This is a genomic window from Modestobacter sp. KNN46-3, from assembly GCF_011039295.1.
Map to the genome: position 1 here is coordinate 1 of NZ_JAAKGN010000038.1, position 18,030 is coordinate 18,030.

The window sequence follows — 18,030 nt, forward strand, 5'->3', positions numbered from 1 at the left end:
ACGTCGCCGCGCGCCGGCCGACCGGGGAAGGGGCGCCGTTCGTCGGGGGTGGTGAGCGGGGAGTCGACGTACCAGAACGGCTCCGCCAGCCGGCCGGAGTCGACCTCCGCCCGGGCCGCGGGATCGGTGGTGGCGCGTTCCAGCACCTCCAGCCGGTGCGCGGCCTCCGCCGGCGTGCCCGGCACCAGGAAGCGCATCGTGGCCCCGGTGACGTCGAGGTTTTCCACGGCCGCGGCGTGCCGTTCGTCGTGGTAGCTGTCCAGCAGCGTCTCCGGTGCCCAGCCGCGCAGCACGAAGGCGAGCTTCCAGGCCGCGTTCTCCGCGTCCAGCACCCCGGAGTTCAGGCCGCGGGCGCCGAACGGGGAGACCAGGTGGGCAGCGTCCCCGGCGACGAGGACGCGGCCGACCCGCATCCGGTCGACCACCCGGGAGTGGAACCGGTAGACCGACTTCCAGACGACCTCGTAGGGCCGCTCGCCGATGACCTGGCGGATCCGCCGGTCCAGCCCGCCGGAGGCCTCCTCGGCGGCGAGGTCGAACTCCGGCGGCACCTGCCAGTCGATCCGGAACGTGGAGTCCGGACAGGGGTGGATCAGCACCTGGCGGCCGGGGTTCCACTCCGGGTCGAAGTAGAAGCGCCGTTCGGTCTCCCAGCCGGGCAGGTCGGTGCGGATGTCGCAGATGAGGAACTGGTCGCCGAAGGTCTGCCCCTCGAAGGTCAGCCCCAGGGCGGTGCGGACGACGTCGGCCCGCGGGCCGGCGCAGGCGACCGCGTAGCTGCCGGCGACGGTCGTCCCGTCGGCGCAGGAGACCGACACCCCGGCGTCGTCCTGCTCGATGCCGGTGACCTCGTGGCCCCAGCGCACCTCGATCAGCGGCTGGGCGTCGATCGCGGAGTCGAGCAGCTCCTCGGTGAGGCACTGCGAGACGTTCACGAAGGGCGGGAACGGGGACTGCCCGCGGTCCACGAACTCGAAGCTGAACAGCTCGGCGTCCCGGTGGAAGGTGCGCGCGGTGGTCCAGGTGACGCCGCGGCGGGCGATCTCGGCCCCGACGCCGACGGAGTCCCAGACGTCGAGGACGTCGCGCTGCTGGCAGATCGCCTTGCTGCCGACCAGGTCCCGCGCGGGACGGCCGTCGAGCACGACCACCGGGAGACCCCAGCGCGCCAGCAGCAGGGCCGTGGTCTGGCCGACCGGGCCGCACCCGATGACGACGACCGGCGCTGGGCTGTCGGAGGAGGTCATCGCGCTCGAGGTCATCGCCGGATCAGCCCTGCAGCTCGTCCCACACCTGGCGGTCGCGCTCGGCGGTCCAGATCACCGGGCGCTCGATGCCGCTGAACTCGTCCCACAGCCGCTGCACGTCGAAGGGCAGGCAGTGCTCGAAGATCGGCCAGTGCCCGAACTTGGGCGCCAGGGCCGCGTGGGTGGCCTCGAAGGCCTCCTTGAGCGTGCCCCCGGCGCGGTGCGCGGTGCCGACCGTCTCGTGCATCGTGGTGAGGAAGGCGCGGGTCTGCTCGATCGCGGCGTCCACCTCGTCGCGGCCGCGGGCGATGGCACCCCGGCCACCGATGAGCTGCTCGGCACCGAGGGCCTTGATCCGGTCGAGGGTGCCGGTGGCCCAGTCGAAGTGGAAGGCGTCGCCGGTGTAGAGGGCGGCCTGGGACTCCACGAGGTCGCCGGCGAAGAGCACCTTCGTCTTCGGCAGCCAGGCCACGATGTCGCCCTCGGTGTGCCCGCGGCCCAGGTGCTCCAGCACCAGCTCGCCGCGGTCGCCGCCGAGCTCGATCGTCAGCTTGTCGCGGAACGTCATCGTCGGCCAGGTGAGCCCGGGGATCGACTCGGGCTCCTCGAACAGCCGCGGCATCCGGCCGTACTCGCTCTCCCAGTCCTGCTGTCCGCGCTCGGCGATCAGGCCCTTGGTCTGCTCGGAGCTGATGATGGCCTCGGCGTCGAACGCGCTGGCCCCGAGCACCCGCACGGCGTGGTAGTGGCTGAGCACCAGGTACCGCACCGGCTTGTCGGTGTGTTCGCGGAGCTTGGCCAGCCAACGGCGGGCGGCGACCGGGGTGGCCAGCGCCTCGAAGCAGACGAGGAAGTCCTCGCCCTCGATGGCGCCGAGGTTCGGGTCGCCCTCGGCGGTGAGCGCGTACACCCCGTCGGCGAGCACCTCCAGGGTCTGCTCCTTGACGCCGAGGTCGGCGGATGAGGCGAAGGGCTTCGCTGCCATGAGGGCTCCCGTGCAGGATCGACCACCGCTCGCATATCGAGCGGTGCGTTCTCTTACCGGCTCAGCGTAGTGGCCGTGTGGCCTGCGACACAACCCATCCGGGGAGTCGATCACCGGTGCGGTGGCCCGGACGCCGGCGGTCGTCGTGCGAGCATCGGCGGGAGCGGGCGCCCTGACCTGCCGTGGACGAGGGGGTCGAGGACGTGCCGGACGAGGCGCCCACCGACCGCCGGTTCCCGAGGCGGGTCTACCGGGCGGGGCGGGAACCGGACCCCAGGTTCAGCCTGGCGAACGAGCGCACGTTCCTGGCCTGGATCCGGACGTCGCTGGCGCTGGTGGCCGCCGGGGTCGCCCTGGAGGCGCTGGACCTGCCCATCGCCGACGGTCTGCGGCTGGCCGGCGCGCTGGTCTTCATCGTGCTCGGCCTGCTCGCCCCCGCCCAGGCGTGGCTCGGCTGGGCCGCCACCGAGCGGGCGCTGCGGCAGGGGCGTCCGCTGCCCTCCCCACGGTTGGGCCTGCTGCTGGCGGTGGGCACCACCGTGGCGGGCCTGCTGGTCCTCGTGGGCCTGCTGCTGCGGTGACGGACCGCCCCGACGCCGTCTTCGACCTCGGACTCCAGGCCGAGCGGACGGCGTTGGCCTGGCAGCGGACCGCGTTGGCCATGGCGATCGGGGCGCTCGTCGCCGGGCGGCTGGCCGTCCCCGTGTTCGGCGCGGGTTCCCTCGTGGTCGCCGTGCTGGGCGTGGTCGGTGCGGTGGTCGTCCTCGTGGTCTCCCGCCGCAGGTACCGCGCCGTCCACGAGTCGCTCAGCGCGCGGGGGGACCTCGTCGCCGTCCGGTCGGCCGGTGCGCCCATCGCCGCGCTGGCCGGCGTCGGCCTGCTGGTGGCGCTGCTGGCGCTGGCCTTCGTCCTGCTCCGCTGACCACCAGCGGGCCGCGGCGCCGGCACCGGCGTCCGACCGGCGGCCCGGAGGTGTCCTGCTACTGACCCTCGGCCGACGGCTCGACGATCGTCGCCGCGAGGTACTCCCGGCCCAGCCACTGCTCGAACTCCGCGTCCTCGAGGTCGACTCCGAGCTGGTCCTCCACCTCGGTCACCTCGAAGTCCCGGCCGACGGTGGCGGCCACGGTGACCGGCGTCCCGGACTCGAGTTCCCCCACCTCCTCGGCGGCCACCACCAGGAGCGGCTCCACCGTGGTGCCCTCCGGGCCCACGATCGTGAACGCAGAGGGGGTCAGCACCTCCTCGACCCGGCCGAGCACGGTCACCTCGGTGCCCGCGAGCACGTCGAGGTCGTTCTCGAAGGCCTCGTCGTACTCGCCGGTGTAGGGGTCGGTGAAGTCGTCCTCGCCCCTGATGTCGGAGACATCGGTCTCACCGACTGCGAGATCCCCCTCCTGCGGGTCGTCACCGCCGCAGCCGGACAGGACGAGCGCGAGGGCCGTGGTGAGACCCAGCAGGGGTGCGCTGGCGATCGGCTTGCCGCGGGACGACAGCATGGTCGGACTCTCCTCGAGGACGGGCCTGCTCGGTGTGTGGACGGCTCCGCCCACCCGTTCCCACGGCAGCCGCGAGGTCAAACCGGCCGGCGGTGACCGCCGTGTCGCCCCGGCCGCGGTGGATGGGAGGGCCGCCGCGGCCCCGGCTGCGCCGGGCGGAGCACAGCCGTGGAGGGGCCTCCTCCCTCGGGCGAGGGTTGCTCCCCTCGGACCGACGCCTACCATGGCGTTGATCCGTTGGCGGCCCGGGCGACCGACTGCTGCGCCAGGCAGTCGCCCAGCTCGCCGACAGGTGCCGGTGCTGCCCTGCACCTCACCCCCCGGCCTCTCCGCCACCCGTCCCCGGTGTGCGATGCCGACTGGCATCGTCAGGAAAGGCGAACATGAGCATCACCGACATGAAGGACCCGGCCATCAAGGACCAGGCCCCCACCGCCGACGCCCCGCCGCCCATGACGGCAGCCGACGTGATCACCACGGCCGCGCCGGCCGAGGAGGAGGTCGCCGAGGACACCGACGGCGGCGCCGCCGCAGCCGCGTCCGAGTGGGACGACGAGGAGGACACCCTCGCCCTCCGGCAGGCCCGCAAGGACGCCGAGCTCACCGCGTCGACCGACTCGGTCCGCGCCTACCTGAAGCTCATCGGCCGCGTGAAGCTGCTGACCGCCGAGGAGGAGGTCGACCTCGCCCGCCGGATCGAGGCCGGCCTCTACGCCGGCCACAAGCTGCACGAGGCCATCGAGGGCGGCGGGAAGCTCGCCACCCAGTTGCGGCGCGACCTGACCTGGATCGTCCGGGACGGTGAGCGCGCCAAGGACCACCTGCTGGAGGCCAACCTCCGTCTCGTGGTCTCCCTGGCCAAGCGCTACACCGGTCGCGGGATGGCGTTCCTGGACCTGATCCAGGAGGGCAACCTCGGGCTCATCCGTGCGGTGGAGAAGTTCGACTACACCAAGGGCTTCAAGTTCTCCACCTACGCGACGTGGTGGATCCGGCAGGCGATCACCCGCGCGATGGCCGACCAGGCCCGCACCATCCGCATCCCGGTGCACATGGTCGAGGTCATCAACAAGCTCGGCCGGATGCAGCGGGAGATGCTCCAGGAGCTGGGCCGCGAGCCCACCCCGGAGGAGCTGGCCAAGGAGATGGACATCACCCCGGAGAAGGTGGTGGAGATCCAGCAGTACGCCCGGGAGCCGATCAGCCTGGACCAGACCATCGGCGATGAGGGCGACAGCCAGCTCGGTGACTTCATCGAGGACTCCGAGGCCGTCGTGGCCGTCGACGCGGTCAGCTTCACCCTGATGCAGGACCAGCTGACCAGCGTGCTGCAGACGCTGTCGGAGCGGGAGGCCGGCGTCGTCCGGCTGCGGTTCGGGCTCACCGACGGCCAGCCCCGCACCCTGGACGAGATCGGACAGGTCTACGGCGTGACCCGCGAGCGGATCCGCCAGATCGAGTCCAAGACGATGTCCAAGCTGCGCCACCCCAGCCGCTCCCAGGTCCTGCGCGACTACCTGGACTAGCAGGAGTGCTCCCGTCCTCCTCGGACGGGGGCGGCAGTGCCCCAGCGGCCGGTGACCCGATCGGGTCACCGGCCGCTGGCGTGTCCGGTGGTCAGCCGGGCGTCGGGGCGGGCGCGCGCAGCGCGCGGGTGATGCCACGGGCCGCGGACAGCAGCAGCGGCACGAACTCGGCGCCCCGGCCGTCGTTCGGCACGATCACCGACAGGGCGGCCACCACGTCGTTCCGGTCGTCCCGCACCGGGACGGCCACGCCGGTGGCGTCGGGGTGCTGGTGCCCGGCCAGGACCGCGGACTGGGTCCGCCGCACCTCGGCGAGCTGGGCGCGCAGCTGCGCGGGGGTGCGCAGCCCTGCCGGGGTGACCGGGCGCAGCGGGGCGGCCAGCACCCGTTCCTGGACCTGGTGCGGCGCGTGGGCCAGCAGCACCAGGCCCGAGGACGACGTGGCCAGCGGGAGCCGGCCGGCGATCCGCGAGTAGTTGATGACCGGGTCCCGCGCGCTCAACCGCTCGACGAACAGGACGTCGTCGCCGTCGATGATGCCCAGCTGGGCGTGGTGGCCGACGACCGCGCGCACGTCCTCGAGGAAGGGCATGGCCGCGTCCCGCAACGACACGGTGGGCGAGGCCCGGGCGCCCAGCTCCCACAGTCGGACCCCGATGCGCACCTGGCGGCCGGGGTCGCGTTCCAGCAGCCCGTGCGCCACCAGCTCGGCGACCAGTCGGGACGCCGTGGCGACGTGCAGGCCACTCCGCCGCGCGATCTCCCCGACCGGCAGTGCCGGCTCGTCGGCGGTGAAGGCGTCGAGCACCCGCACGGCACGGGCGACCACCGACTCTCCGGTCGGGGTGCGGGCCATCGGGCGAGTGTGGCACGAGCTTCTCGTCCATTGAGAAACGGCTACGCCCCGACGTGACCTGTGTCGCACGCTGGCCAGCACCGACGACGAGGAGGTCGCCAGTGCTCGGAGTGCAGCAGCCGTGGGCCGGACACGCGGGGGTGGACCGCACGGTGGTCCGGGTCGAAGAGAAGACCCGGGTGGCCGACGGTGTCGTCACCCTCACCCTGGCCGCGCCGGACGGCGGGCGGCTCCCGGACTGGACGCCGGGCGCCCACGTCGACCTCGCCCTGGACAACGGACTGACCCGCCAGTACTCGCTCTGCGGCGACCGGTGGGACGCCCACACCTACCGGGTGGGCGTGCTGCTGGAGCCGGCCGGTCGCGGCGGTTCCGCCTACGTGCACCAGCAGCTGGCACCCGGTCACGTGGTCGGCCTCGGCGGCCCGCGGAACGACTTCCCGCTCGTGCCGGCGGACTCCTACCTGTTCGTGGCCGGGGGCATCGGCATCACCCCGATCCTGCCGATGCTCGTGCAGGCCGAGCTGCTGGGTGCGGACTGGCGGCTGCTCTACGGCGGCCGGCAGCGCAGCTCGATGGCCTTCCTGGACGAACTCGCGGCCCACGGCGACCGGGTCCAGGTGTGCCCGCAGGACGAGCACGGCCTGCTGGACCTGCCCGGCTTCCTGGGCGAGCCCCGGCCCGGGACCCGGGTGTACGGCTGCGGCCCCGCGCCGCTCCTCGCCGCGCTCGAGCGGGCCTGCGCCGGCTGGCCTCCGCGCACGCTGCACACCGAACGGTTCGCCGCCGCCGAACGCGGCGCACCCGTGCGCACGACGCCCTTCGAGGTCGAGCTGCACCGGTCCGGGCGGACCGTCACGGTCGCGCCGGGGACGTCGGTGCTGGAGGCGCTCGCCGAGGCGGGGGTCGAGGTCCTCTCCTCCTGCCGGCAGGGCACCTGCGGCACCTGCGAGACCACGGTGCTGGCCGGGCAGCCCGACCACCGGGACTCCCTGCTGGACGACGAGGGGCGGGCCGCGGGCGACTGCATGTACCCCTGCGTCTCGCGCTCCTGCAGCGACCGCCTCGTCCTCGACCTCTGACCCGCGACCACCGACACCGAGGAGCTCCGCATGACCCTCACCGCGAGCCCGACCGACGGTCTGCCGGTCAGCGACGTCGACCCCTTCAGCCACGAGGTCCTGGAGGACCCGTTGCCGCTGCACGAGCAGCTGCGCGAGGCGGGGCCGGTCACCTACCTGAGCCGCTACGACGTCCACGCCCTCGCCCGGTACGACGAGGTGCACGCCGCGCTCGTCGACTGGCAGGAGTTCCAGTCCGCCGCCGGCGTGGGCCTGAGCAACTTCCGCACGGAGGAGCCCTGGCGGCCGCCGAGCCTGCTGCTCGAGGCGGACCCGCCTCAACACGACGCGCCCCGGCGGGTGCTGACGGCGGTGCTCGGTCCGCGGGCCCTCCGCCGGCTGCGGGAGCGTTGGGCGGCCGACGCCGAGGAGCTGGTCGACCAGGTGCTCGCCGAGGGCACCGAGTTCGACGCCGTGACGGCGCTGTCGCAGGCGTTCCCGCTGCGGGTCTTCCCCGACGCCGTCGGCCTCGGTCCGGACGGCCGGGAGAACCTGCTGCCCTACGGCGACCACGCGTTCAACGCCTTCGGGCCGTCCAACGACCTGGTGGCCCAGGGTGCTCCACGGATCGCCGAGCTGTCGGCCTGGGTGGGGGAGCAGTGCCAGCGGGAGTCGCTGGCCGAGGAGGGCTTCGGGGCGGCGATCTGGGCCGCGGCCGACCGCGGTGACATCACCCCGCAGCAGGCACCGCTGATCGTCCGCTCGCTGCTGACCGCCGGCGTGGACACCACGGTGCACGGCATCTCCGCCGTCCTGTACGCCTTTGCCAGCAACCCCGACCAGTGGGCCCGACTGCGTGCCGAGCCCGGACTGGCCCGGGTCGCCTTCGACGAGGCCATCCGGTGGGAGTCGCCGGTGCAGACCTTCTTCCGGACGACCACCACCGCGGTGCGGATCGGGGACGCGGTCGTCCCGGAGGGCCACAAGGTCCTGATGTTCCTCGCGGCGGCGAACCGGGACCCGCGGCGCTGGGCCGATCCGGACGCCTTCGACCTGGGGCGCGACCCCTCCGGCCACGTCGGCTTCGGGATGGGGCTGCACCAGTGCGTCGGGCAGCACGTCGCCCGGCTGGAGGCGGAGTCGGTGCTCACCGCGCTGGCCCTGCGGGTCGCGCGGATCGAGCTGGCCGGCCCGACGCGGCGCCACCACAACAACACCCTGCGCGCCTGGGGCAGCCTCCCGATGGCGGTGCAGCCGGCGTAGCAGTGGCTCGACGGAGCGGCTGTCCCCGCGGGGCGGTCGCTCCGTCGTCGTGCCGTGCGCAGGTCCGGCGCGACGCCCAGGTTGCGGAGTGGTCACGGCTCGATGTCGGTCGGTTGACCCCGAAGTGTGCGCCAGGCTACTTTTCGCGGCAGCAGTTGAAGCGTTTCAATCAGGTAGGTCTCAGGAGGACTGGTGACGATGAAGTCGACTGGCCGGACATGGGCTCCGCGGATGGCGTGCGCCGTCACCGTGTCGCTCGCACTGGCGGCATGCGGTGGCGGCAGCGGGGGTGACGGCGGGTCCTCGGACGACGGCTTCACCATGATGTCGCTCAACGAGAACACCACGCAGGACTCGGTGATCACCTCGCTGAGCGAGGACCAGTGCGCCACGCAGGACGAGGCACTGCCGCTGGACATCACCGAGCAGGCGCAGGAGAGCGTCGACCAGCAGATCCAGCTGCTGGCCGGCCAGGGCGCGCTGCCGGACCTCTTCCCGGCCAACACCCCCGACCTGATCCGTGAGCTCGCCGAGAACGACCAGGTCGCCAACGTGCAGGACGTGCTGGCCGGCGGCGACGCCGCCGACGCGATGGTGCCGGCAGCGGAGTCCGCGGCCGACCAGATCTTCGGTGACCAGCTGGTCCTGCCGGTCGAGCTGAACATCGAGGGCATCTGGTTCAACAAGGAGATCCTCGAGGCCAACGGCATCGCCGTGCCGCAGACCTGGGACGAGTTGGTCGCCGCCTTCGAGACGCTGCAGGCCGCCGGCGTCCAGCCGATCACCAACGCCGGGTCCGGCGGCGACGGCTGGGGCATCAGCCGCTGGATCGGGGCCTACCTGTTCCGCACCATCGGGCCGGACGCCATGCGGGCGATCGCCGACGGCGAGGCCAGCCTGACCGACCCCGAGTACGTCGAGGCCGCCCAGGCCATCGCCGAGCTCGGTGAGGCCGGCTACTTCGGTCCGGCACCGAACTCGATCGACTACGCCACGGCGATCAACACCTTCCTGACCGGCGAAGCCGCGTTCATGTACATGGGTTCGTGGGCCCTGGCCGACTTCAACGACCCCGAGGCCAACCAGATCGGCGAGGACGCCATCGGCTTCCTCCCGTTCCCCGAGGTCGAGGGCGGCGAGGGCAACAGCGACCAGACGCCGACCAACCTCGGCACGTCGATCGTGCTCTCCTCCGCGGTCGCCGAGGAGGAGCAGGCGCAGGCCTGGGTCGAGTGCATCGCCAGCAACTACGGCAGCGTGGCGCTGCGCGACCACGGCCAGATCACCGGGCTGCAGCTGGCCGAGGAGGTCGAGGTGCCGCCGCTGACCGGGCTGGTGCAGGACCAGATCGAGGCCACCGACGAGAGCGTGCTGTGGTTCGAGGCGCTGTTCCCGGCCTCGGCGACCACGGCCAGCCAGCAGAACGCCGGCCTGGTCGGCTCCGGCCAGATGAGCGGGGAGGACTTCATGTCCGCGGTGTCCGCCGAGCTCGGCTGACCGGCAGCACTCTCATCACCACCCGGTGCGGGCAGCGCGGACAGCGCTGCCCGCACCGGTGCTCGGCACAGCAAGACCTCGGAATGCACCACCCCGGAAGGCGGAGAGTCCGTGAGAGAAGTCCTCGGCGACAGGCGGACCGTCCTGGTCCTGCTGGCGCCGGCCCTGGCCATCTACACGCTGGTCATGCTCGTCCCGATGCTGTGGTCGTTGGGCTACACGCTCTTCGACGGCAGCGTCATCTCCGGCTTCCAGTTCGCCGGGCTGGACAACTTCAGCCGGCTCTTCAGCGACCCGAAGGTCGCCGACGCGCTGTGGTTCACGGTGAAGTACGCCGTCGTCATCACGGTCGGCCAGGTGCTGTTCGGCTACGTGCTCTCCCTGCTCTACGTCTTCGTGCTGAAGCGGGCGTCGGCGCTGATCCGCACGCTGGTCTTCTTCCCGGTCGTCATGCCGACGGTCGCCGTGGCGCTGCTGTTCCAGAAGCTCTTCGAGGTGGCCCCGCAGACCGGGCCGGTGAACGCGCTGTTCAACGCGTTCGGGCTCGAGTCGGTCAACTGGCTCGGTGACCCCGCCAACGCCTTCGTCGTCCTGGCGATCATGGACATCTGGCGGTCGATGGGCTTCTACGCCGTCCTGCTGTACGCCGGCCTGATCGACATCCCCGAGGACGTGCTGGAGGCCGCGCGGCTGGACGGGGCCTCGGGGTGGCGGCTGGTGCGCAACATCGTCATCCCGCTGTCGTTCCCCGTGTTGGTCTCCTCGTTGATCTTCAGCATCAACGGGACCTTGAAGGTCTTCGACTCCATCTACGCCCTGACCGGCGGTGGCCCGGGGACGGCGACGACACCGCTGACGCTGGCGATGTACCGGACCTCCTTCGCCTCCGGCGACTACGGGTACGGCGCGACGATCGCCCTCGCGCTGACGGTGCTCTCCCTGCTCGTGACCCTGCTCATCTTCAAGACGTCGCGGCGCGACCTGACCCAGGGCTGATCATGACGACTCCCGCGACCCCCCTCGTCGCCCCGCACGCCGACCTCCCCACCGGGGAACGTCCCGCGCCGCGGCCGCGCCGCCGCCGGCGGCCGATGCGCGCCCTGCGCAAGCTGCCGCTGTACTCCGTCGTCGCCGTCCTGCTGATCAGCGTGCTGTACCCGCTGGTCTGGCTGGTCCTCGGCTCCTTCAAGACCCAGGACGAGTTCCTCAACTCCCCGACCTGGGCGCTGCCGGAGGACTTCACCAACCTGGAGAACTTCGACGCCGCCTGGGGGAGCGTCAGCCAGTACCTGCTGAACTCCACGCTCGCCGTCTTCCCGGCGTTGCTGGTCATGCTGGTGATCGGCACGGCCGCCGGGTTCGCCCTGGAGATCATGGTCTGGAAGGGGCGCGGCACGGTCCTGCTGGTCTTCCTGATCGGCATCATGGTGCCGTGGCAGATGATCCTGCTGCCGCTGTTCACCGTGTACTTCCAGGCCGGGCTCACCCAGTCGCTGTGGCCGCTGATCATCACCTACACGGCCACCGGCCTGCCCCTGACGGTGTTCCTGATGGCCACCTACTTCCGCGCCATCCCGCGCGAGGTGTTCGAGGCGGCCACGCTGGACGGCGCGTCCATGCTGCGCTCGCTGGTGTCGATCGCCTTCCCGATGATGAAGAACGCCATCTTCACGATCGCGCTGGTGCAGTTCTTCTTCATGTGGAACGACCTGCTCATCGCGCTGACCTTCACCACCCGCGACGAGCTGCGCACCGTCCAGGCGGGGCTGCTCAACTTCACCGGCGAGTTCGGGGTCGTCCAGTACGGGCCGACGTTCGCCGCCATCTGCATCAACGTGCTGGTCATCCTGGCCATCTACCTCTTCCTGAACCAGCGCGTCATGCGCGGGATGGCAGCCGGTGCGGTCAAGGGCTGAGACAGAGCCGGCCGTCCGCGTCGACCGGCTCACCGTCGAGCACCACCGCGAGCCGCTCGGCATCGGGGAGGCCGCGCCCCGGCTGACCTGGGCCACGGTCGCCGGCGCCGGCTGGACGCAGGGCGGCTACGAGATCGCGGTCGACCGGGGCGGCCGGACGACGACCGGCTGGGTCGAGGGCGGCGACTCCGTCCTCGTCGCCTGGCCCGGGGCGCCGCTGCGCTCGCGGGAGCGGGTCGAGGTCTCCGTTCGGGTTCGGGGCAAGGACGGCTCGACGTCCGACTGGTCCGCGCCGACCGCCGTGGAGGCCGGGCTGCTGTCGCCGGAGGACTGGACCGCGGTGCCGGTCGGCCCCGGCCCGGGCACCCCACCGGACGGCGTCTGGCTGCTGCGGCGGGAGTTCGACGTCCGGGACGACGTGGTCGCCGCCCGGCTGTACCTCACCGCGCATGGCGTCGCGGAGGCCGAGGTCAACGGAGCGGCGGTGGGGGAGGACGTCCTCGCCCCGGGCTGGACCTCCTACGCCCACCGTCTGCAGTACGCGACCCACGACGTCACCGCGCTGCTGCGGCCGGGGGCCAACGTGCTCGGCATCCGGCTGGCCGACGGCTGGTATCGCGGACTGGTCGGCTTCGACGGCGGGACCCGGGAGGTCTACGGCGACCGGGTGGCCGTGCTCTGCCAGCTGGAGCTCCACCACGCCGACGGGACCACCGCCGTCGTCGCCTCCGGACCGGACGGCTGGAGCGCCGCGCCGGCGCCGACCAGCTCGGCCAGCTTCTACGCCGGCGAGCGGCACGACGCCCGGTCCGACGACCGGTCCTGGTCGGCCCCCGGGACCCCGACCGGGTCCTGGCGGCCGGCGCGGGACGTGTCGCCGCGCGACCCCGGGACGCTGGTCGCCCCGGAGGGGCCGCCGGTGCGGTGCACCCAGGAGGTCGAGCCGGTGTCGGTGACGCCGCTGGAGCCGGGCACCTTCCTGCTGGACTTCGGGCAGAACCTGGTCGGCCGGCTGCGGCTGCGGGTACAGGGCCCGCGCGGCACGCTGGTGCGCCTCCGGCACGCCGAGGTGCTGCAGGACGGGCGACTGTGCACCCGGCCGTTGCGGGGCGCGCCCTCGGTCGACGAGTACGTGCTGGCCGGTGGTGGCCCGGAGGAGTGGGAACCGCGGTTCACGCTGCACGGCTTCCGGTACGCCGAGGTGAGCGGGTGGCCCGGTGGACTGGCTCCCGGTGCGGTGACCGCCCGGGTGCAGCACACCGACATGGAGCGCACCGGCTGGTTCGAGTGCTCCGACCCGCTGGTGACCCGACTGCACGAGAACGTCGTGTGGAGCATGCGCGGCAACTTCGTGCACCTGCCCACCGACTGCCCGCAGCGGGACGAGCGGCTGGGCTGGACCGGCGACATCCAGGTCTTCGCCCCGACCGCGGCGTTCCTCTACGACTGCACCGGCATGCTCCGGTCCTGGCTGCGGGACCTGGCGGCCGAGCAGCTGCCCGACGGCACCGTGCCCTGGTACGTGCCCTACGTGCCGGGCGGGCCGATCTGGTCGCCGCCCCGGCCGGGCGCGGTGTGGGGCGATGCCGCTGTGCTCACGCCCTGGGACCTCTTCGAGCGCGCCGGCGACCGGCAGGTGCTGGTCGACCAGTACGACTCCGCCTGCGCCTGGGTCGACCTGGTCACCCGGCTCGCCGGGCCCGGCCGGGTCTGGGACCAGGGCTTCCAGCTGGGGGACTGGCTGGACCCGGCCGCGCCGCCGGAGGACCCGACCGCCTCGGTCACCGATCCGCACCTGGTCGCGACCGCCTACTTCGCCCGGTCCACCGACCACCTGGCGCGCACCGCCGAGGCGGTCGGACGACCGGAGGACGCCGCCCGGTACGGCGCGCTGGCCGCCGAGGTCCGCGCGGCGTTCCGGAGCCGGTACGTCACCGCCGAGGGGCGGATGACCAGCGACACGCAGACGGCTCACGCGCTGGCGATCTGCTTCGACCTGCTGCTCCCCGAGCACCGGGAGCCGGCCGGCACGCGGCTGGCCCACCTGGTGCGCAGCTCCGGCAACCGGATCGCCACCGGGTTCGCCGGCACGCCACTGGTCACCGAGGCGCTCACCCGGACCGGCCAGGTGCCGACGGCCTATGACCTGCTGCTGTGCGCCGAGCTGCCCTCCTGGCTCTACACCGTCCGGCAGGGCGGGACGACGATCTGGGAGCGGTGGGACAGCCTGCTGCCCGACGGGTCGGTGAACCCCGGGGACATGACCTCGTTCAACCACTACGCGCTGGGCGCGGTGGCCGACTGGCTGCACCGCACCGTCGCCGGTCTGGCTCCGGCGGAACCGGGCTACCGGAGGGTGCTGTTCCAGCCGCAGCCCGGCGGTGGGCTGACCTGGGCACGGGCGCGGCACCGGTCGCCCTACGGCGAGGTCGCGATCGAGTGGCACTGGACCGACGGCCGTCTGGACGTCGAGGTCGAGGTGCCGACGGGCGCGACCGGCACCGTCCAGCTGCCCCTGCAGGCACCTCGTGAGATCGGCCCGGGGCGCCACCGCCTCACGGCCGACGTCCCCCCGGACTGGGCCGACCGATGAGCCCGGCCGATCCGCTGAATGCGGCGGGCGCACCCCGCACCGGCGCGGAGATCCCGCCCGGTGGACTCCAGGAAGGACGCTGACGATGGCGACCGTGGTCTACGACGGCGCGACCCGGCTGTACCCCGGCGCCGACCGCCCCGCGGTCGACGCGCTGGACCTGACGATCGAAGACGGTGAGTTCCTCGTCCTGGTCGGCCCGTCCGGCTGTGGCAAGTCGACCTCGCTGCGGATGCTCGCCGGCCTGGAGGACGTCGACGGCGGCGCGATCCGGATCGGGGACGTCGACGTCACCGACGTCGCGCCCAAGGACCGGGACATCGCGATGGTGTTCCAGAACTACGCGCTCTACCCGCACATGACCGTGGGGGACAACATGGGCTTCGCGCTCAAGATCGCCGGGATCGGCAAGGAGGAGCGGGCCACCCGGGTGCGGGAGGCGGCGCGGATCCTGGACCTCGAGCCCTACCTGGACCGCAAGCCCAAGGCGCTGTCGGGTGGTCAGCGGCAGCGGGTGGCGATGGGCCGGGCGATCGTGCGCTCCCCGCAGGTGTTCCTGATGGACGAGCCGCTGTCGAACCTGGACGCCAAGCTGCGCGTGCAGACCCGCACGGAGATCGCCTCCCTGCAGCGGCGCCTCGGGGTGACCACCGTCTACGTCACCCACGACCAGGTCGAGGCGATGACCATGGGCGACCGGGTGGCCGTGCTGAAGGACGGCGTCCTGCAGCAGGTCGGCGCCCCGCGGGAGCTCTACGACCGGCCGGTGAACGCGTTCGTCGCGGGCTTCATCGGCTCGCCGGCGATGAACCTGATCGAGCTGCCGACGGTCGACGGGGGAGTCCGGTTCGGGGACACCACCCTCGCCGTGGAGCGGTCGGCGCTGGCGCAGGCCGCCGACCAGCGGGTGCTGGTCGGCGTCCGTCCCGAGGACCTCGAGCTGGCCGAGCAGGGCCTCCCGGTGAGCGTCGACGTGGTCGAGGAGCTCGGCGCGGACGGCTTCGTCTACGGGCACACCGAGATCGGTGGCGAACGGCACGAGGTCGTCGTCCGGGTGGACGGCCGGCAGGTGCCGGCCCGCGGCTCGGTGGTGCACGTCCGGCCCCAGGCCGGACACACCCACCTTTTCTCCACGGCGGACGGCCGCCGGCTCGCCTGAGGTCGGCCGCGGCACCGCCGGGTGCACGCAAAGAGGGGCGGGGAGCGCAGTCGCGCTCCCCGCCCCTCTCCTCGTGATCGGTCAGCGCACCCGGAACGTCGACCCGGCGGTCGCCTTGACGGACCCGCCCACGTGCACCTGGTAGGTGCCCCGGGGGGTCTGCCACGAGTCGGTCGACTCGTCCCAGTACTGCGCCAGCCGCAGGTCCTCGGCGGTCAGCGTGATCTCCACCTTCCGGTGCTCACCGGGCTGCAGGGTGACCTGCTCCCAGCCGACCAGCCGCCGGAACGGCTCACCGGCGCTGTCGGGCAGGGTCACGTAGGCCTGGGCGGTCTCGGTGCCGACCCGGTCACCGGTGTTGGTGAGTCGGAAGCGGATCCGGATTTCCTGGCCCTCCTTCGTGCTGGCCGGGGTGACCTTCACCTTGTCGTACTCGAAGTCGGTGTAGCCGAGCCCGTGGCCGAAGGCGAACAGCGGCTCGATGTCCTGGGCCTCGTACCAGCGGTAGCCGACCTGCAGCCCCTCGCTGTACTCGACCTGCCGGATCTCGGTGCTGCCCTCGGGTCGCGTGGTCGAGCCGTCGGCGAACGTGCCGGGGTACCGCTCCGGTGAGGCCGCCGTGGGGGTGTCGGCGAGGGAGACCGGGAACGTCATCGGCAGCCGACCCGACGGGTTCACGTCGCCGAACAGCAGGTCGGCGGTCGCCGGGCCCATCTGCTCACCGGCGTACCAGGTCTCCAGCACGGCCCGCACGTCGTCGACCCAGGGCATCTCCACCGCGCTGCCGGTCTGCAGCACCACGACGGTGTCCGGGTTGGCCGCCGCGACCGCCTCGATCAGCGCGTCGCCGCCGCCCTGCAGCCGCAGGTCGGGCAGGTCGCTGAACTCACCGGACCGCTGGTACCCGAAGACGACGGCGACGTCGGCCTGCGCCGCGGCCGCGGCAGCGGCGGTCACGTCGCTGCCGTCGGAGTAGGTGACGGTCGCGCCGTCCTGTGCGGCCCGCTCACGGATCGCCGTCTCGGGGGAGACCAGGTCCTCGCACTCCATCGTCCCGGCGTCGTTGAACCGCCAGGCCATCGAGCAGACCGAGGCGGCGCTGATGCCGTCGGTGGGCGTGCTCGACGCGGTGGGCCCGATGAGGGCGATGGTGTCCCCGGCGGTGGGCGCCAGCGGCAGCACGCCGTCGTTGGCCAGCAGGACGCTGCCCTCCGCGGCCACCCGACGGGCGAGGGCCTCGTGCTCCGGTGTTGCGGCGTCGGCGACCGGGGTGGCCGGCAGCGGGTGGTCGAACAGCCCGCCCGCGAGGTAGGTGCGCACCACCCGGAACGCCGCCTGGTCGATCTGCTCCTGGGTGATCTCGCCGGCGGCGAGGGCCTGGTCCAGAAGCTCGGGGGTGAAGAAGACCGGCCGGTTCAGCTCCTGGTCCAACCCCGCGTCCAGGCTCGGCGCCGTCGAGTGCACGGCGCCGAAGTCGCTCAGCACGTACCCGTCGAACCCGAGGTCGTCCCGGAGGACGTCGTCCAGCAGCGGGTTCTCGCAGCCGTACACGTCGTCGATCTGGTTGTACGAGCACATGACGCTGGCCGGGTCGCTGCGGTCCATGGTGATCTCGAACGGCAGGTCGTAGATCTGCCGGCGGGTCCGCTCGTCGATGTCCGATGAGCTGAGCTGCCGGTCGAGCTCCTGCTCGTTGCCCACGTAGTGCTTGAGGTTGGCCAGCACGGCGCGCTCGCCGTCGCCGCTCTCCTGCAGTCCGTTCACGGTGGCCGCGGCCAGCACCCCGGTCAGCAGCGGGTCCTCACCGAAGTACTCCGCGGTCCGGCCGGAGAGCGGGGCGCGTCCGCTGGCGAGGCCGGGGCCCAGGACGACGTTCTTCCCCGTGGCGAAGGCCTCCGCCGCCACGGCCGCGCTGCGGTCGTACGTCAGCTGCTCGTCCCAGGTGCTGGCGACCGAGATGGGCGCCGGGAACGCGGTGACGCCCGGGGTGAACCGGACGCCGTCGGGTCCGTCGGTGTAGACGACGGTCGGGGTGCAGGGAACCTGCACCGGATAGGTGACGCCGGAGAACTCCGTCTGCTCCGGGGAGTTGGCCGGCTGCTCGACCAGCCAGCGGTACTTCTGGTGCTGGGTGCTGGCCTCGAGCAGGGCGTGGGCCCGCTCGTCCGGGGTCTTGCTGGTGTCCGTCCAGGGGTACGCGGAGACGTCGGAGCAGTCGACGGCGGCGGCGTTCGCCGGCGCGGCGACCACCACGAGGGGGGTCACCAGGCCGGCGAAGGCGATCGGGAAGGCCGCGCGGCGGACGCCTCGGCGGGGTGGGTGGGTCGTCATGGACAGCGTCGTCCTCTCGGGGATGGGCAGGACCGTCCGGGCGCTTGAAGCGCTTCAATCCGGACCGTGCGGTCAAGGTAACGGGCGTCACACCAGG

The 18,030-nt window shown here is 72.6% G+C and carries 16 protein-coding genes; 10 read left to right on the forward strand and 6 right to left on the reverse strand.

Features of this window, described 5'->3' with window-relative positions; all coding sequences use genetic code 11:
- Both G5C62_RS10675 and G5C62_RS10680 read right to left on the reverse strand, forming a co-directional pair.
- Positions 1-1,247, reverse strand: a 1,247-nt coding sequence (locus G5C62_RS10675) for an FAD-dependent monooxygenase (RefSeq protein ID WP_164700952.1), incomplete at its 3' end; no start/stop codon positions are given.
- A 22-nt stretch (positions 1,248-1,269) separates the two neighbouring features.
- Entirely contained in the window at positions 1,270-2,232 is a 963-nt protein-coding gene (locus G5C62_RS10680; RefSeq protein WP_036338456.1) for an MBL fold metallo-hydrolase, read from the reverse strand.
- Between the two features lie 182 nt (positions 2,233-2,414).
- Between G5C62_RS10680 and G5C62_RS10685 the strand changes: the two genes are divergently transcribed.
- The gene (locus G5C62_RS10685; protein ID WP_331437141.1) at positions 2,415-2,813 is read left to right on the forward strand and encodes a DUF202 domain-containing protein; all 399 of its coding nucleotides are present in this window, start codon (positions 2,415-2,417) and stop codon (positions 2,811-2,813) included.
- Positions 2,810-3,154 carry a DUF202 domain-containing protein gene (locus tag G5C62_RS10690; protein WP_164700953.1) on the forward strand — a complete coding sequence of 115 codons (345 nt, stop codon included), beginning with the start codon at positions 2,810-2,812 and terminating at the stop codon, positions 3,152-3,154. Before G5C62_RS10685 ends, G5C62_RS10690 begins: the two co-directional genes overlap by 4 nt.
- A gap of 58 nt (positions 3,155-3,212) precedes the next feature.
- Here G5C62_RS10690 and G5C62_RS10695 read toward each other — a convergent pair whose 3' ends face one another.
- Positions 3,213-3,731, reverse strand: coding sequence for a hypothetical protein (locus G5C62_RS10695; protein WP_164700954.1), 519 nt, complete (start codon positions 3,729-3,731; stop codon positions 3,213-3,215).
- A 383-nt stretch (positions 3,732-4,114) separates the two neighbouring features.
- On the opposite strand from G5C62_RS10695, the gene G5C62_RS10700 reads away from it, so the two are divergent.
- Entirely contained in the window at positions 4,115-5,257 is a 1,143-nt protein-coding gene (locus tag G5C62_RS10700) for an RNA polymerase sigma factor (RefSeq protein ID WP_241175823.1), read from the forward strand.
- Between the two features lie 91 nt (positions 5,258-5,348).
- Here G5C62_RS10700 and G5C62_RS10705 read toward each other — a convergent pair whose 3' ends face one another.
- Complete coding sequence (locus G5C62_RS10705; protein WP_164700955.1) at positions 5,349-6,113, reverse strand: IclR family transcriptional regulator; 765 nt, start codon at positions 6,111-6,113, stop codon at positions 5,349-5,351.
- Between the two features lie 101 nt (positions 6,114-6,214).
- Between G5C62_RS10705 and G5C62_RS10710 the strand changes: the two genes are divergently transcribed.
- Both G5C62_RS10710 and G5C62_RS10715 read left to right on the forward strand, forming a co-directional pair.
- Entirely contained in the window at positions 6,215-7,195 is a 981-nt protein-coding gene (locus G5C62_RS10710; RefSeq protein WP_241175824.1) for a PDR/VanB family oxidoreductase, read from the forward strand.
- Between the two features lie 30 nt (positions 7,196-7,225).
- Positions 7,226-8,437 (forward strand): cytochrome P450, encoded by a 1,212-nt coding sequence (locus G5C62_RS10715; RefSeq protein ID WP_164700956.1) that lies wholly within the window; start codon positions 7,226-7,228, stop codon positions 8,435-8,437.
- Positions 8,438-8,529: 92 nt separating this feature from the next.
- Here the strand turns inward: G5C62_RS10715 and G5C62_RS27500 are convergent, their stop codons facing one another.
- Positions 8,530-8,802, reverse strand: coding sequence for a hypothetical protein (locus G5C62_RS27500; RefSeq protein ID WP_197058545.1), 273 nt, complete (start codon positions 8,800-8,802; stop codon positions 8,530-8,532).
- On the opposite strand from G5C62_RS27500, the gene G5C62_RS10720 reads away from it, so the two are divergent.
- The 5 genes from G5C62_RS10720 to ugpC all read left to right on the forward strand — a co-directional run bounded on the left by G5C62_RS10720 (position 8,795) and on the right by ugpC (position 15,602).
- Positions 8,795-9,934, forward strand: a complete 1,140-nt coding sequence (locus tag G5C62_RS10720) for an ABC transporter substrate-binding protein (RefSeq protein ID WP_206330577.1) — start codon at positions 8,795-8,797, stop codon at positions 9,932-9,934. The two genes, G5C62_RS27500 and G5C62_RS10720, sit on opposite strands and share 8 nt — an antisense overlap.
- A 111-nt stretch (positions 9,935-10,045) precedes the next feature.
- Positions 10,046-10,930 carry a carbohydrate ABC transporter permease gene (locus tag G5C62_RS10725; RefSeq protein WP_036338860.1) on the forward strand — a complete coding sequence of 295 codons (885 nt, stop codon included), beginning with the start codon at positions 10,046-10,048 and terminating at the stop codon, positions 10,928-10,930.
- 2 nt (positions 10,931-10,932) lie between these two features.
- On the forward strand, positions 10,933-11,850 hold the full coding sequence (locus G5C62_RS10730) for a carbohydrate ABC transporter permease (protein WP_036338441.1): 918 nt from the start codon (positions 10,933-10,935) through the stop codon (positions 11,848-11,850).
- A complete protein-coding gene (locus G5C62_RS10735; protein WP_164700958.1) occupies positions 11,834-14,443 on the forward strand; it encodes a glycoside hydrolase family 78 protein in 2,610 nt (869 codons plus the stop codon). Before G5C62_RS10730 ends, G5C62_RS10735 begins: the two co-directional genes overlap by 17 nt.
- 85 nt (positions 14,444-14,528) lie before the next feature.
- Positions 14,529-15,602 carry an ABC transporter ATP-binding protein gene (ugpC, locus tag G5C62_RS10740; protein ID WP_164700959.1) on the forward strand — a complete coding sequence of 358 codons (1,074 nt, stop codon included), beginning with the start codon at positions 14,529-14,531 and terminating at the stop codon, positions 15,600-15,602.
- A gap of 81 nt (positions 15,603-15,683) precedes the next feature.
- On the opposite strand, the gene G5C62_RS10745 is transcribed toward ugpC, so the two are convergent.
- Entirely contained in the window at positions 15,684-17,933 is a 2,250-nt protein-coding gene (locus G5C62_RS10745; RefSeq protein ID WP_164700960.1) for a glycoside hydrolase family 3 protein, read from the reverse strand.
- Positions 17,934-18,030 lie beyond the last annotated feature (97 nt).